Source organism: Sulfurimonas sp. NW15, from assembly GCF_051132285.1.
Classification (GTDB): Bacteria; Campylobacterota; Campylobacteria; order Campylobacterales; family Sulfurimonadaceae; genus Sulfurimonas; species Sulfurimonas hydrogeniphila.
In genome coordinates, this window is sequence record NZ_CP093237.1 from 318,480 (window position 1) to 334,718 (window position 16,239).

Annotated in this window: 11 protein-coding genes; 10 read left to right on the top strand and 1 reads right to left on the bottom strand. The window is 39.2% G+C overall.

The window, feature by feature from the left end:
* Positions 1–102 precede the first annotated feature (102 nt).
* The 10 genes from rplK to MLC52_RS01620 all read left to right on the top strand — a co-directional run bounded on the left by rplK (position 103) and on the right by MLC52_RS01620 (position 15,518).
* Entirely contained in the window at positions 103–528 is a 426-nt protein-coding gene (rplK, locus tag MLC52_RS01575) for a 50S ribosomal protein L11 (RefSeq protein ID WP_151901153.1), read from the top strand.
* A 64-nt stretch (positions 529–592) separates the two neighbouring features.
* Complete coding sequence (gene rplA / locus MLC52_RS01580; RefSeq protein WP_418640973.1) at positions 593–1,285, top strand: 50S ribosomal protein L1; 693 nt, start codon at positions 593–595, stop codon at positions 1,283–1,285.
* Between the two features lie 218 nt (positions 1,286–1,503).
* Entirely contained in the window at positions 1,504–1,989 is a 486-nt protein-coding gene (rplJ, locus tag MLC52_RS01585) for a 50S ribosomal protein L10 (protein ID WP_151901151.1), read from the top strand.
* A 180-nt stretch (positions 1,990–2,169) separates the two neighbouring features.
* Positions 2,170–2,541, top strand: coding sequence for a 50S ribosomal protein L7/L12 (gene rplL / locus MLC52_RS01590; RefSeq protein WP_151901150.1), 372 nt, complete (start codon positions 2,170–2,172; stop codon positions 2,539–2,541).
* A gap of 212 nt (positions 2,542–2,753) precedes the next feature.
* Positions 2,754–6,899: a DNA-directed RNA polymerase subunit beta gene (gene rpoB, locus MLC52_RS01595; protein ID WP_434580982.1), complete on the top strand. Its 4,146-nt coding sequence runs from the start codon at positions 2,754–2,756 to the stop codon at positions 6,897–6,899.
* The gene (gene rpoC / locus MLC52_RS01600) at positions 6,892–11,412 is read left to right on the top strand and encodes a DNA-directed RNA polymerase subunit beta' (protein WP_434580984.1); all 4,521 of its coding nucleotides are present in this window, start codon (positions 6,892–6,894) and stop codon (positions 11,410–11,412) included. The genes rpoB and rpoC overlap by 8 nt, the downstream gene beginning before the upstream one ends.
* A gap of 275 nt (positions 11,413–11,687) precedes the next feature.
* Entirely contained in the window at positions 11,688–12,062 is a 375-nt protein-coding gene (gene rpsL / locus MLC52_RS01605; RefSeq protein ID WP_151901147.1) for a 30S ribosomal protein S12, read from the top strand.
* 108 nt (positions 12,063–12,170) lie between these two features.
* Positions 12,171–12,638 (top strand): 30S ribosomal protein S7, encoded by a 468-nt coding sequence (rpsG, locus tag MLC52_RS01610; protein WP_226067598.1) that lies wholly within the window; start codon positions 12,171–12,173, stop codon positions 12,636–12,638.
* An 11-nt stretch (positions 12,639–12,649) separates the two neighbouring features.
* Complete coding sequence (fusA, locus tag MLC52_RS01615; RefSeq protein ID WP_151901145.1) at positions 12,650–14,740, top strand: elongation factor G; 2,091 nt, start codon at positions 12,650–12,652, stop codon at positions 14,738–14,740.
* A gap of 109 nt (positions 14,741–14,849) precedes the next feature.
* Positions 14,850–15,518: a hypothetical protein gene (locus MLC52_RS01620; RefSeq protein ID WP_151901144.1), complete on the top strand. Its 669-nt coding sequence runs from the start codon at positions 14,850–14,852 to the stop codon at positions 15,516–15,518.
* Here the strand turns inward: MLC52_RS01620 and MLC52_RS01625 are convergent.
* Positions 15,505–16,218, bottom strand: coding sequence for an arginyltransferase (locus MLC52_RS01625; protein ID WP_346389249.1), 714 nt, complete (start codon positions 16,216–16,218; stop codon positions 15,505–15,507). The genes MLC52_RS01620 and MLC52_RS01625 overlap by 14 nt on opposite strands.
* Between the last annotated feature and the right edge of the window lie 21 nt (positions 16,219–16,239).

The window sequence follows — 16,239 nt, forward strand, 5'->3', positions numbered from 1 at the left end:
TGCTACGCTAAGGCTAGGTTTTAATTTTTTGAAACTTAACCTTAGCGTAGTAAACTGGACCTCGTTTGGATTACGTAATTAAATAATGAAAAAGGACAAAAAATGGCAAAAAAAGTCATGGATTATATCAAGCTACAAATAGAAGCTGGTAAAGCTAACCCGGCTCCACCAGTAGGACCTGCATTAGGACAACGTGGTGTTAATATCATGGAATTCTGTAAGGCATTCAATGAAAAAACAAAAGATAAAATGGGATTCAAAGTTCCTGTTATTATTACAGTTTACAATGACAGAAGTTTTTCTTTTGTTACAAAACAACCACCTGCTTCTGAACTTTTAATGAAAGCAGCCGGACTGAAAAAAGGAAGTGACAATCCTCTTAAAAACAAAGTAGGGTCATTAACTCGTGCACAGCTTATGGAAGTTGTAGAAGCTAAAATCGAAGATTTAAATACTGACGATAAAGAGATGGCTGCAAATACTTTGGCTGGTTCTGCCCGTTCAATCGGTATAGAAATCAAAGACTAGTAAAAACAATCATCGACCACAGTGATTTCAAAATTATGTGGCAGAATTAATATGGAGATTTGTAATGAGCAAAAGATATAAACAATTATTAGAAAAAATTGACAAAACAAAATCATACAGTGTAGAAGAAGCTTCTGCAACAGTAAAAGATTTAAAAAGTGCAAAGTTCGACGAAACAGTTGAAATTGCAATGAACTTGAATGTAGATCCTCGTCACGCAGACCAAATGGTTCGTGGTGCTATCGTTCTTCCTCATGGAACCGGTAAAACAGTTCGTGTTGCTGTATTTGCCAAAGGTGCCAAAGCTGATGAAGCAAAAGCTGCAGGTGCAGACATCGTTGGAACTGATGATTTGGTTGCACAAATCAAAGAAGGTATATTTAACTTTGATGTTGTTGTTGCAGCACCTGACTGTATGGGTCTTGTAGGTCAAATTGGTCGTATTCTTGGGCCAAAAGGATTGATGCCAAATCCTAAAACTGGAACTGTAACACCTGATGTTGCAACAGCTGTGAAAAATGTCAAAGGCGGCCAGGTTAACTTTAGAGTTGACAAAAAAGGTAATATCCATGCCGGTATAGGGAAAGCAAGTTTTGAAGCTTCTCAAATAGCAGAGAATTTAACAACATTTCTTTCTGCAATCAATAAACAAAAACCTGCCTCTGCAAAAGGGCGTTATATTAAAAATGCAGCATTGAGTCTAACTATGAGTCCTGCAGTTAAACTTGATGTTGTAGAGTTGGCAGATATCAAATAAACGGGCTAAAGCCCCTCATAGGAAAAAACCAAATTTTTTCCTATGCTGAAATAAAAGTTTTTATTGTAGTATAAAATATATATTACAATAAAGATTTTCATTTTGGAAATCTGAATTACTTGGACTAAAGATAGTTGGGGGTATCTGCCGTGTCGGCAGTGAACTTAATCGTACCCTTTCGCCCCGCTTGAAGTTATGTCTGGAAAGGAGAACTATATATGCTTAAGTCAAAAAAAGCTGAAGTAATTGAGCAGTTAACTACTTCATTTGCCAATACTACGGCAGTTGTTATATGTGACTACAAAGGTTTAACTGTAAGTGAACTTGAAGAGTTGCGTAAATCTGCTCGTGCAAAAGACACAAGTGTTCAGGTTGTTAAAAATACTTTAGCAACAATTGCACTGAATAATGCTGAGATGAGTGGTGTTGAAATCAAAGATACAAATATTTTTATTTGGTCTGATGATGTTATCAATGCTGCTAAAATCGCGGCTGATTTCGCCAAAGATCATGACAAGTTCGTGATTAAAGCCGGTTATCTGGATAAAGAACCTGCAGACGTAGCTAAAATCGAAGCATTCGCCAAACTTCCTGGTCGTGATGAACTTCTCGGTATGCTTGCTGCTACCTGGATGGCTCCAATTACAAATATGGCAATTGGAATCGATGCTTTACGCAAAAAGAAAGAAGAAGAGGAAGCATAGTCTTTCACTTTTATGAAATGAGGTTACGATTTAAAATCGTTAATGGGAAAATCGTGCTGGCACGATGAGCCTCCCGCTGAGGGAAACCTAGTGTTAACGCAGATAGGAGAATTACTTCTCCTGTCGTCATTAACAAGTAAAAGGTTTCCTTAATTTTTGAAAAAAATAAAGGAGCTTAATATGGCTGTTACTAAAGAAGATGTATTAGAGTTTATTTCTGGACTTTCTGTTTTAGAATTATCTGAACTTGTTAAAGAGTTTGAAGAAAAATTTGGTGTTTCTGCACAACCTGTTGCTGTTGCTGGTGTTGCCGGTGATGCTGGCGCTGCTGCTGCTGAGCAGACTGAATTCAATGTTGTTTTAACTGATGTCGGTGCGAAAAAAATCGGTGTTATTAAAGCGGTTCGTGCTTTAACTGGTCTTGGACTAAAAGAAGCAAAAGAAGCATGTGAAAGCTTACCGTCTACAATCAAAGAGGGTGTAGATAAAGAAACTGCTGAAGAGGCAAAAGCTGCTTTAGAAGAAGCTGGTGCTACAGTAGAAGTTAAGTAGTCTTAACTTAAAAACAAAGAGGGTTTTGTCCCTCTTTTTTGGGCGCTTTAGCGAAGAGAACGGACTCTCTTGGCTAAAGTGCCCTTATGTCGTTTATAAGCACTATAAAAAATCTCTTAATACCTAAGAGTAAAACAATCTATCTGGTGACGACTGGATACGATATGCTTGAACTTATCAAGTCCCTAATTAACAACTTATCGAGGTAGCCTATGTTAAACACTTTATATTCCGGAAACCGTCTTCGTATAGACTTCTCTAAAACTCCTCAAGAAATTGAAGTACCAAATTTACTCCAACTGCAACAAAGCTCATATGATACATTTTTAATGTTAAATGCAAAAGACAGAGCGACAAGCGGTATTGAAAAAGTTTTTCAATCTGTTTTTCCTATTCATGATGCACAAAACAGATTAACTGTTGAATATATCGGTTCTGAAGTCACGAACCCAAAATATACCGTTCGTGAATGTATGGAAAGAGGACTTACCTATGCAGTAAGCCTTAGAATGAAAACACGCCTTATTTTGTGGGACAGAGATGAAAACACAAAAGAAAAACTTGGTGTAAAAGATATAAAAGAGCAGAGTATATTTGTTCGTGATATTCCGCTTATGACCGATAGAACTTCTTTTATTATCAACGGTGTTGAACGCGTTGTAGTCAACCAGTTACACCGATCACCTGGTGTTATCTTTAAAGAAGAAGAGTCAACTACTGCAGGAAACAAATTAATTTATACCGGACAGATTATTCCTGACCGCGGTTCATGGCTCTATTTTGAGTATGATCCTAAAGATATTCTCTATATGAGAATCAATAAACGTCGTAAAGTACCTGTAACAATCATGTTCCGTGCTTTGGGATATTCCAAACAGGATATTTTAAAACTCTTTTACCCGATTCAGACAATAAAAATCAATGACAATACTTTTTCTATGGATTTTAATCCTAAAGATTATGCAACACGTATCTCTTATGATTTGGTTGATATGAATGGTAAAGTGCTTGTTGCTGCAGGCAAAAGACTTTCAAGCAAAAAAGTACAAAAACTTTTAGATGACGGTGTGAAAGAAGTTCAGTATCCTTTGGAAATACTCTTGGACAGATATTTGGCTGAGCCTATCATTGACCCGGAAACAGGGGAAGTGTTATTTGATACAATGACACATATAGATGAGACCAAATTAAAGAAAATGGCTGAAATCGGCGTAACAGAATTCAAAATTGCCAATGATATCGCCGAAGGTGTTGACAGTTCTATTATCAACGCATTCAATGCCGATACAGATTCTCTGAAGCTTTTAAAACAGACAGAAGATATTGAAGATGAGAATGATTTGGCTGCGATTCGTATCTACAAAGTGATGCGTCCGGGCGAGCCTGTAACCAAAGAGGCTGCAAAAATATTTGTAAACCAGCTTTTCTTTGATCCTGAGAGATATGATTTGACTCAGGTTGGTCGTATGAAAATGAATCACAAACTTGGAATGAATATTCCTGAGTATGTGACTGTTTTAACACACGAAGATATTATAGAATCTGTAAAATATGTTATTAAAGTAAAAAACGGACAGGGTCACCTGGATGACAGAGACCACTTGGGTAATCGTCGTATTCGTTCCATCGGTGAATTATTAGGAAACGAGTTACACAACGGTCTTGTGAAAATGCAAAAAGCAATTCGTGACAAGCTCTCTACTATGAGCGGACCGATGAATGAGCTTATGCCTCATGATTTGATTAACTCAAAAATGATTACCTCTACAATCATGGAATTCTTTTCAGGCGGTCAGCTTTCTCAGTTTATGGACCAGACAAATCCACTCTCTGAAGTGACACACAAACGTCGTCTTTCGGCTCTTGGTGAAGGCGGTCTTGTCAAAGAACGTGCCGGGTTTGAAGTACGTGATGTCCATCCTACACATTATGGTAGAATCTGTCCTGTTGAAACGCCGGAGGGACAAAATATCGGTCTTATCAATACACTTGCAATGTATGCAAAAGTAAACGAGCATGGATTTATTGAAGCTCCTTACAAAGTAATGAAAGACGGAAAAGTTACTCATGAAATAGTTTATCTGACGGCAACACAGGAAGAGGGTAAAAAAATTGCCGCAGCTTCTAACAAACTGGATGAAAACGGTCAGTTTGTTGAAGATTTGATTGCTGTAAGACAGGATGGGGAAATCCTTTTACGTGATCCCAAAGAGTGTGAATATGCAGATCTCTCTTCACAGATGGTTGTCGGTGTAGCCGCTTCACTGATTCCGTTCTTGGAGCATGATGATGCCAACCGTGCACTTATGGGATCAAACATGCAACGTCAGGCAGTGCCTCTTTTACGTGCAAATGCACCAATGGTCGGAACGGGCGTTGAAAAACTGGTTGCCCGTGATGCATGGGAATGTGTCAAAGCAAAACGTGCCGGTAAAATTGAAAAAGTTGACGGTAAACACATTTATGTGATGGGTGAAGAAGACGGCGAAATCTTTATTGATTATTATCCGTTACAAAAAAATCTTCGAACCAACCAAAACACCTCTTTTACACAAAAACCCATTGTAAAAGTCGGTGAAATGGTAAAGAAAAACCAGATCATTGCCGATGGTCCAAATATGGACAAAGGGGAACTGGCGCTTGGTGTCAATGCAATGGTTGCTTTCATGCCGTGGAACGGGTATAACTTTGAGGATGCCATAGTCATCTCAGAACGTTTAATCCGTCAAGATGCATTTACCTCGGTACATATTTATGAAAAAGAAGTCGAAGCCCGTGAATTGAAACACGGTGTCGAAGAGATTACCCGTGATATCCCGAATGTTCGTGATGATGAACTGGCACATCTCGATGAATCAGGTATTGTCAAAATCGGTACAAATGTCAAAGGCGGTATGATTCTTGTCGGAAAAGTTTCTCCAAAAGGGGAAGTGAAACCAACACCTGAAGAGCGTCTTTTACGTGCGATATTCGGTGAAAAGGCCGGTCATGTCGTCAATAAATCACTCTACTGCCCGCCGTCAATGGAAGGGGTGGTTGTAGATATTAAAGTATTTACAAAAAAAGGTTATGACAAAGATCCCCGTGCATTGGAACTGGAAAAAGAGGAGAGAGACTACCTTGAACGCGAGCATTATGACAGACTTATTATGATAGATAAAGAAGAGATGCTTCGTGTGACAAAACTTCTCACCCGTGAACCGTTACAGAGTGACATCAAAATAGGTGATACCGAGTATAAGGCCGGAGAAAAAATCAACGGAGATGATTTAAAAGAAGTAAACCGTTTTGCTATGAATGCAATCGTCAAATCTTTTTCACAAGAGATTCAGGATGAGTACAACAAAACGAAAAGTCATTTCCAGAAGCAAAAAAGAGTTTTCAGAGATGAACATGAAGAGAAACTCACTATATTGGAAAAAGACGACATTTTACCAAACGGTGTTGTGAAGTATGTAAAAATCTATATAGCAACAAAACGTCATCTCAAAGTCGGTGACAAGATGGCCGGACGTCACGGAAACAAAGGTATTGTTTCTATTATAGTTCCTGAGGTAGATATGCCGTATATGGAAGACGGACGTTCTGTTGATGTCTGTTTGAATCCGCTTGGTGTACCTTCTCGTATGAATATCGGTCAGATTTTGGAAATGCACCTCGGTATGGCAGGTCGTGAACTCGGCGATCAGATACAGGCAGAGTTTGACTCAAAACAAAAAGACTATATACAAAATCTTCGTGCAAAAATGATCGAAATAGCTGATGTTGCAGGAATGATGAAAGCTTCTGAAGTAATCGGAAATATGAGTGATGAAGAGTTTCTGATCCATGCAAGAGACTGGGCCAAGGGTGTTAAATTTGCTGCACCTATTTTTGAAGGGACAAATGCTGAAGAGTTTGAAAAACTCTACAAACTGGCAAATATGGATGCTGACGGCAAACGTGTACTTTATGACGGAAAAACCGGTGAGAAGATGAAAGAGCGTGTCAATGTCGGTTACATGTATATCTTAAAACTGCATCACCTGGTAGATGAAAAGATCCATGCCCGTTCAACCGGACCATACTCGCTTGTTACACAACAACCGGTTGGTGGTAAAGCACTCTTTGGTGGTCAAAGATTCGGTGAGATGGAAGTCTGGGCACTTGAAGCATATGGTGCTTCAGCAGTTCTAAAAGAGATGTTGACTATCAAATCAGATGATGTTGATGGTCGTGTACGTGCTTACAAAGCACTTACAAAAGGTGAATTGGTACCAGAATCTGGTATTCCTGAAACACTATTTGTATTAACAAAAGAGCTGCAGGCATTGGCTCTTGATGTAGATATTATGGACGAGGTAGAAGACGATGAGTAAATTAGTACCGGTAGAAGTAACAGAAGACAGCAGACCAAAAGATATAAAACAGCTCCAGTTCCGTTTGGCATCCCCTGAAAAGGTAATGTCATGGAGTCACGGAGAGGTTAAAAAGCCAGAAACTATTAATTATCGTACTTTAAAACCTGAGCGTGACGGTTTGTTTTGTGCAAAAATCTTTGGACCTGTAAGGGACTATGAGTGTCTTTGCGGCAAGTATAAAAAGATGCGCTATAAAGGTGTGGTATGTGAAAAATGTGGTGTTGAAGTAACATCTACAAAAGTACGTCGTACACGTATGGGACACATTGAATTGGTGACTCCGGTTGCACATATATGGTATGTAAGTTCACTGCCTTCGCGTATCGGTACGCTGCTTGGTATCAAAATGAAAGATTTAGAGCGTGTACTCTATTATGAAGCGTATATCGTTGAAGAGGGCGGAGAGTCCTATTATGATGCAGAGGCTAAAACTCCGGTTTTAAAATATGATGTTTTAAACGAAGAGCAGTACCGTACACTTGTGCAGAGATTTGGTGAGCTTGGTTTCAAAGCCCGTATGGGTGGTGAAGTGATTCGTGATTTATTGGATTCTATTGATTTGGTTGACCTTTTTACTACCTTAAAAGAAGCGATTGGCGAAACAAAATCTGAGGCAAAGAAAAAAACGATTAACAAACGTCTGAAAGTTATTGAGTCATTTTTAAATTCAGGCAACAACCCTGCCTGGATGATGCTGACTGTGCTGCCGGTTCTCCCACCGGATTTACGTCCGTTGGTATCACTTGACGGCGGTAAGTTTGCCGTATCTGATGTAAATGATTTATATCGTCGTGTTATTAACCGTAACCAGCGTTTAAAACGTCTTGTAGAACTTGAAGCACCTGAAATTATTGTCAGAAACGAAAAGCGTATGTTACAGGAGTCTGTAGATGCACTTTTTGACAATGGTCGTCGTGCAAATGCGGTAAAAGGCGCAAACAAACGTCCTTTGAAATCTTTAAGTGAAATCATTAAAGGAAAGCAGGGGCGTTTCCGTCAGAATCTTCTTGGAAAGCGTGTTGACTTTTCCGGACGTTCTGTCATTGTAGTCGGACCGTCTTTGCGAATGGATGAGTGCGGACTGCCGAAAAAAATGGCACTCGAACTCTTTAAGCCGCATTTGATTGCAAAACTTGAAGACAAAGGTTACGCAACAACGGTAAAAGCTGCCAAAAAAATGATAGAAGAAAAAACAAATGAAGTTTGGGAGTGTCTTGCAGAGATTGTTGACGGGTATCCGATTATGCTTAACCGTGCACCGACACTGCATAAACTTTCTATTCAGGCCTTTCACCCTAAACTGATAGACGGAAAAGCAATTCAGCTTCACCCATTGGTTTGTGCGGCATTTAATGCCGACTTTGACGGGGATCAGATGGCTGTACACGTACCGCTTTCTTCTGCTGCTATAGCTGAATGTAAAGTGCTGATGCTGGCTTCTATGAACATTTTGCTTCCTGCATCCGGAAAGGCTATTGCTACACCTTCTCAGGATATGGTACTTGGTATTTACTATCTTTCACTTGAGAAAAACGGTGTGAAGGGTTCTAACAAACTTTTTGCAAATGTTGATGAGATCCGAATTGCTTTAGAGCATGATGCACTTGACTTGCACGCAAAGGTTAGAACACGTGTTGACGGACGTATTATTCACACAACTGCAGGTCGTCTTTTGATTAAGGCTATTCTTCCTGATTTTGTTCCGGCTGAGCTTTGGAACAAAGTAATGAAGAAAAAAGCTATTAATGAGATTGTTGATTATGTACAAAAACACGGGGGAATTGGCATCACTGCATCTTTCCTTGACCGTTTGAAAGATTTGGGTTTCAAGCATGCGACAGAAGCCGGTGTGTCAATTTCAGCGGATGATATTCGTGTGCCTGATATGAAACCTGCAAAAATTGCAGAGTCTAAAGCAAGAGTCATTGAGATTCAAAAACAGTTTGAAGCGGGACTTTTGACTGAGCAGGAACGTTACAATAAGATCATTGATGTCTGGACAGATACAAACAATACACTTGCAGCAGAAATGATGCAACTTGTACAGACGGACAAAGACGGTTTTAACTCTATTCATATGATGGCAGATTCCGGCGCTCGTGGTTCTGCAGCGCAGATTCGCCAGCTTGCCGGTATGCGTGGTCTGATGGCAAAACCGTCAGGAGAAATTATTGAAACACCGATTATTTCTAACTTTAAAGAGGGTCTTAATGTCATTGAATACTTTATTTCAACACACGGTGCGCGTAAAGGTCTTGCAGATACGGCACTTAAAACTGCCAATGCAGGGTATTTGACTCGTAAACTTGTTGATGTTGCACAGAATGTTAAAATCGTTGAGCATGACTGTCATACGCACGAAGGGATAGAGATTTCTGATATATCTGATCAAAATACATTGATAGAATCATTGGAAGACAGACTCAACGGTCGTGTTCTTGCGGATGATGTTATTGACCCTATCTCCAATGAAATTCTTTATGCTGAGGGAACACTTTTAGATGAAGTTTCTGCAAAAGTTATTGCTGAGTCAGGTATCAAAACAGCAGTAATCAGAACACCGACTACATGTAAAAGCGAAGAAGGTGTATGTGCCCTGTGTTATGGTGTGAACCTTGCTACCGGATATATTGTTCGTCCTGGTGAAGCGATAGGTATTATTGCGGCACAGTCTATCGGTGAGCCTGGTACACAGTTGACACTGCGTACATTCCACGTTGGTGGAACGGCATCTTCTACTGCACAGGAACGTCAGGTTGTTGCAGAAAAAGAAGGTTTTATACGTTATTACAACCTTAAAACGTATAAAAACAAAGAGGGTAAAAATATTGTTGCCAATCGCCGTAATGCGGGTGTTTTACTGGTTGAACCAAAAATCAAAGCACCGTTTGCGGGAACTGTTGAGATTCAGACGATTCATGATGAAGTCATTATCAGTGTAAAATCCGAAGATGAAACTGTTCGTTATTCACTGCGTAAGCTTGAAATAGCGAAGCCGAATGAACTTGCGGGAGTCAGCGGACAGATTGAAGGAAAATACTATTTCCCTCATAAAAACGGGGAAAAAGTCGAGGCACTGGATTCTATTGTTGAAACAATCAAAGACGGATGGAACGTACCAAGCCGTATTCCGTATGCATCAGAACTTTTAGTTGATGACGGTGCACCTGTTACGAAAAAGATTCTTGCAAAAGAAGAGGGTACTGTGAAGTACTTCTTGCTCAAAGGGGACTACCTTGAGAGATTTGAAGGCCTGAAGTCAGGATATGAAGTTGTAGAAAAAGGTCTTTTTGCCGCTGTAATTGATACAAACAACCGTGAAGCGATTCGTCATTATATTGCACGCGGTTCAGTTATTGTAACAGATGACAATGAAAGTGTAGACAGAGATACAGTTATTGCGAAACCTTCCTCTGATGAATCAGTTGTGATCGCCGAATGGGATCCGTACTCTAACCCGATTATTTCAGAAGCTAACGGTGTTGTGAAATATGAAGATATCATTGTCGGAACAACTGCGAGTGAGCAGCTTGATGAGTTGACCGGTAAAACGCGTTTGATGATTAATGACCACATCTCTTCAGAGTATAAGCCTGCAATAGTACTGGCAACAGAAGACGGAGAACTTTTGCGTTATGCAATTGAGCCAAAATCATCTGTGTATGTTGCTGACGGTGCTGAAGTGAAAGTGGCTGACATATTGGCAAAAACACCAAAAGCATTGCAAAAATCATCAGATATTACCGGGGGTCTTCCACGTGTATCTGAACTTTTTGAAGGTCGTCGTCCTAAAGCAACCGCACTGATTTCTGAAATTGACGGTGTTGTCAGCTTTGGAAAACCGCTTCGCGGAAAAGTAAGAATTATTGTCAGCAATGCAGACAACGGAATTGTAAAAGAGTATTTTGTTGACAAATCACATGAGCCGGTTGTAAATCCGGGTGACTTTGTGCATGCCGGTGAGCGATTGACTACGGGTATTTTATCTTCTCATGAACTTTTACGTATCATGGGTGTCAAAGCACTGTATAACTATCTTGTGTCTGAAGTACAGCAGGTATATCGTTCTCAAGGGGTTAACATTGCAGACAAACACATTGAAGTCATCTTTACCCAAATGTTGCGTCAGGTAAAAATTGTAAAATCCGGCGATACAAAATTCATAGAAGGTGATTTGGTTTCCAAGGTGAAATTTACTCAGGAAAATGAAAAGATTATGCGTCTTGGCGGTCGTCCTGCGATTGCTGAGCCGTTCCTTGTCGGTATTACCCGTGCGGCAGTTTCAGCTGACTCTATTATTTCAGCGGCATCATTCCAGGATACTACGAAAGTATTGACAGAAGCGGCAGTTTCGGCAAAAGTTGACAATCTTGAAAACCTGAAAGAAAATGTTATTATCGGCCGTACTATTCCTGTTGGAACCGGTATCTACAAAGATCAAAATATAGAATTTGAGATTGAAGAAGAGTAACCTCTTCTTTCAACTCTCATAACACATTTGCCCATCCACCTTCCACATTATTAATTTATACTTAAAATAAGCTAACTTTAATTACAATTTCTGTATTATTTCGTGTCTATAATTCTCTCGATTATGACTTCTTATCTCAAAAAACTTTGTTTTTTGTAGCTTTAGGGGGTTGCAGGGACATTTGTCTCTGCCGTTATAATGGGCTTTTGCTCATTATAGATAAAGTAAAAGAGAATTTTATTCTACTGGAAAAAAATTAAGTAAAAAGGAATTGTATGCCTACAATCAATCAATTGATTCGTAAAGAGCGTAAACGTGTGATTAAAAAATCAAAATCACCTGCTCTTGACTCATGTCCACAGCGTCGTGGTGTATGTACACGTGTTTACACAACTACACCTAAAAAACCTAACTCGGCTTTAAGAAAAGTTGCGAAAGTCAGACTGACTTCCGGTTTTGAAGTTATCTCATATATCGGTGGTGAAGGTCACAACCTTCAAGAACACTCTATCGTACTTGTACGTGGTGGTCGTATTAAAGATTTACCTGGTGTGAAGTATCACATCGTTCGTGGTGCACTTGATACTGCCGGTGTTGCTAACCGTATGGTTGCCCGTTCTAAATACGGAACTAAGAAACCGAAAAAATAATCTGAGATTATTTTTTTAATATATAAATTCAATAGCTACAGGATTAATCTTTAGTGATTAATTTTGAGTAAATTTGAAGAATACAAATTGAAGTAAGGAAAATTACAAATGAGAAGAAGAAAAGCTCCCGTTCGTGAAATTATGCCAGATCCAGTTTATGGAAGCAAAATTTTAACGAAATTTATAAATAAAATTATGTTAGATGGTAAAAAATCTACAGCTGAAAAAATCATCTACAGTGCAATGGATATCATTAGCTCTCGTGGAGAAAAATCAGGAATAGATACATTTAATGAAGCTATTGAGAATATCAAACCTATTATAGAGGTTAAAAGTCGCCGTGTCGGTGGTGCTACTTATCAAGTTCCAGTAGAAGTACGCCCGGTGCGTCAGCAGTCTCTTGCAATCAGATGGTTGGTTGATGCAGCTCGTAAACGTAATGAAAGAACAATGGCTGAGAGATTGGCAAATGAATTCATGGATGCTGCATCAGACAAAGGTTCAGCATTTAAGAAAAAAGAAGATACATATAAAATGGCAGAAGCTAATAAAGCATTTGCTCATTACAGATGGTAACAGGATAACATATGCCAAGAAGTCATAAATTAGAAGATGTAAGAAACATCGGTATTGCTGCACATATTGATGCGGGTAAAACGACAACAACAGAAAGAATTCTTTTCTATACTGGTGTTGAGCATAAAATCGGTGAGGTCCATGACGGGGCTGCTACTATGGACTGGATGGAACAAGAGCAGGAGCGTGGTATTACGATTACTTCTGCTGCGACTACCTGTGAGTGGAACGGAAAACAGATAAATATTATCGATACTCCGGGCCACGTTGACTTTACTATTGAAGTTGAGCGTTCTATGCGTGTACTTGACGGTGCTGTTTCAGTATTCTGTGCTGTTGGTGGGGTACAACCACAATCAGAAACAGTTTGGAGACAACGTAACCGTTATAAAGTTCCGTCTATCGTTTTTGTAAACAAAATGGACAGAACAGGTGCAGACTTTTATGAAGTTGAGCGTCAGATTCGTGATCGTCTTAAAGGGAATCCTATGCCTTTTCAGCTGCCTATCGGTGCTGAAGACAAGTTTGAAGGTGTTGTTGATTTAGTTAAAATGAAAGAGATTGTCTGGGATGAAGATGCTGCGATGGGTTCAAACTACCATGTACAGGATATTCGTCCTGAGTTACAGGAAATTGCAGACGAATACAGAGAAAAAATGCTTGAGACTTTAGCTGAAGTTGAAGGCAATGATGATTTTGCTGAAAAATTCCTTGAAGGCGAAGAAATTTCTGAAGAAGAGATCAAAGCGGCTATCAAATCTGCAACAATCGGCATGGCTGTTGTTCCGATGACTCCGGGTACTGCATTTAAAAACAAAGGTGTTCAGACTCTGCTTGACGCTGTTGTTGACTATCTTCCTTCACCGGTTGAAGCACCGCCAATCATGGGTACTATGATGGATGATGAAGAAAAAGAAGTTGTTGTTGAATCAACTGATGACGGCCCTTTTGCTTCACTTGCTTTCAAAATTATGACTGACCCGTTTGTGGGTGTTCTTACATTTATCCGTGTATACCGCGGTTCTTTAGAATCAGGCTCGTACGTACACAACACGACAAAAGACAAAAAAGAGCGTATCGGCCGTATCTTGAAAATGCATGCTATCAAGCGTGAAGAGATCAAAGAGATATATGCCGGTGAAATCGGTGCCGTTGTCGGACTAAAATCAACAACTACCGGTGATACTTTATGTGATCCTGCTGAGAAAGTTGTACTGGAAAGAATGGATTTCCCTGAGCCGGTTATCTCTGTTGCGGTTGAGCCAAAAACAAAAGCTGACCAGGAAAAAATGGGTATTGCTCTAGGTAAACTTGCTGCGGAAGATCCGTCTTTCAGAGTACACACTGATGATGAAACAGGTCAGACTATTATTTCAGGAATGGGTGAGTTACACCTTGAAATTCTTGTTGACAGAATGAAACGTGAATTCAAAGTTGAAGCAGAAGTCGGTGCTCCGCAGGTTTCTTACCGTGAAACAATCAAGAAAGAAGTCAACCAGGAATACAAGTATGCAAAACAGTCTGGCGGTCGTGGTCAGTTTGGTCATGTATTCTTGAAAGTGAAGCCGGGTGAGCCTGATTCTGGTTTTGTATTTCACAACGAAATCAAAGGGGGAACTGTTCCAAGAGAATATATTCCTGCTGTTGAAAAAGGTTGTGAAGAAGCGATGCAGGCAGGTGTTCTTGCGGGTTATCCTATGGAAGATATTGATGTTACACTGTATGACGGTTCTTACCATGATGTGGATTCAAATGAAATGGCGTTTAAACTCGCTGCTTCAATGGGATTTAAAGAAGCCTGTCGTAAAGCAGATGCTGCTATACTTGAGCCGATGATGAAAGTTGAAGTTGAAGTTCCTGAAGAGTATATGGGTGATGTTATCGGTGACTTGAACCGTAGACGCGGACAGGTAAACAATATGAGTGACCGTGCCGGTAACAAAATTATTGATGCTTTTGTTCCACTTGCCGAAATGTTCGGTTACTCAACCGACCTTCGTTCTGCAACTCAGGGACGTGCAACATATGCAATGGAATTTGATCATTATGAAGAAGTTCCAAGAAATATAGCTGAAGAGATTCAGAAAAAACGTAACGGATAGTATTTTCGTCACAAATTCTCCTTTCTTCTCTCTTTAACGAGAGAGGAGTCTTTCTTCTTTTAAAAATAAAATTCTGTTATAATGGTAAAAATTTTTCAGGCTGATTTGAATGCATAAAATACTACTTTTACTTATACTCGTTACACTGCTTGCGGCACAAAATCCAAAAGCTTTTTCTGCGCTTGGTGATATTGTTTACAATAATGTAGATAAAATTCAGAAGCTTGCAAATATAGATGAGTACGCACCGTACGAAAAGAAAATACAAGAGTATGCTACTGCTGTCAAAAAGTTGAAAAAAGAGGGTTTTTCATTGGATGAGGGAGCGGTTAAAGACAAGATGCGCTATCTAAACAGATTAAGAGAACTTTCACGAACAAATGATTTTTTTGTACGCTCTGTCAAAAGAAATTTGGATTTGGCAATCGAAAATGAAAATTCAAAACTTTTTACAAAACTGGCAAACAGCGGACTGATTGATGAAAAAAGAAGTAAAAGCAAGATACTCGATTACTATTTTGCACATTCTGATGATGTCAATACAACAGGAATAATACAAAAATATTTGGATGAAGATAAAAAACTACAGGCAAAAAAAGAGCGTAAAAAAAGCCTGCTGCAACGAAAAAAAGAACGAGAATTGGAAAAAATTCAAAGAATCAGAAAAAAAGACAAACTCGAACAGCAAAAACTGGAAGAGCAACTTAACAAAGAAGTGCAAAAGAAAAAGTTACAAATTAGAGAAGAACAAAAAAAAGAGCTCTCTAAGACCATATAAATTTTTCGTGTTCGTGCGGTCTGCCTTGAAGCGTGAGGTAAGGAGTATACTGGGCTTTATAAGAAAGAGAAGGGCATCCTTCTACATAGTACCCCAAATATATCCATTTTTTGTTTGTATTTTTAGCATATTTTATCTGGTTATACAGGGAGAGTTTACCTAAAGAGTATTGGGCATAATCAGGATCATAATAAAAATAGATTGATGATATTCCGTTTTCAAGAATATCTATCAAATCTACTGCAATGAGCTTTTCCTGATCATAATACAGTACTTCATAGCCAAAGTCAGCATGGCCTGTGACAAAAGAGTTATAGTAGTGCTGTGCAGTTGTCGCAGAGTAGTCCCACCCTTTTTTATCATGCATATAAAGATGATACTTTTCAAACAGTTCAAGGTGCTCCTGGGTTACACTCGGTACCTGAATGTAAGAAGTAATATCTTTGGATTTTTTGATAACTCTTTTTGCAGATTTGCCGAATGCATAGTTTTCTACATCAATTTTAATACTCTGGCATTCTGTACATGCAGTGCATATGGGTCTAAAGTACATTTTTCCAAAACGACGGTATCCTCGTTCAATCAGGGCTTCACAAGATTTGGAGTCACAGTTGTTGATCACTTTATAGTGTGTAGTTTGTTTTTTGCCGCTCAGATAGGAGCACGTATCATCAAGTAAAAATTCTTTAAGTAGATTCATACCGGGATTTTGACATAATTT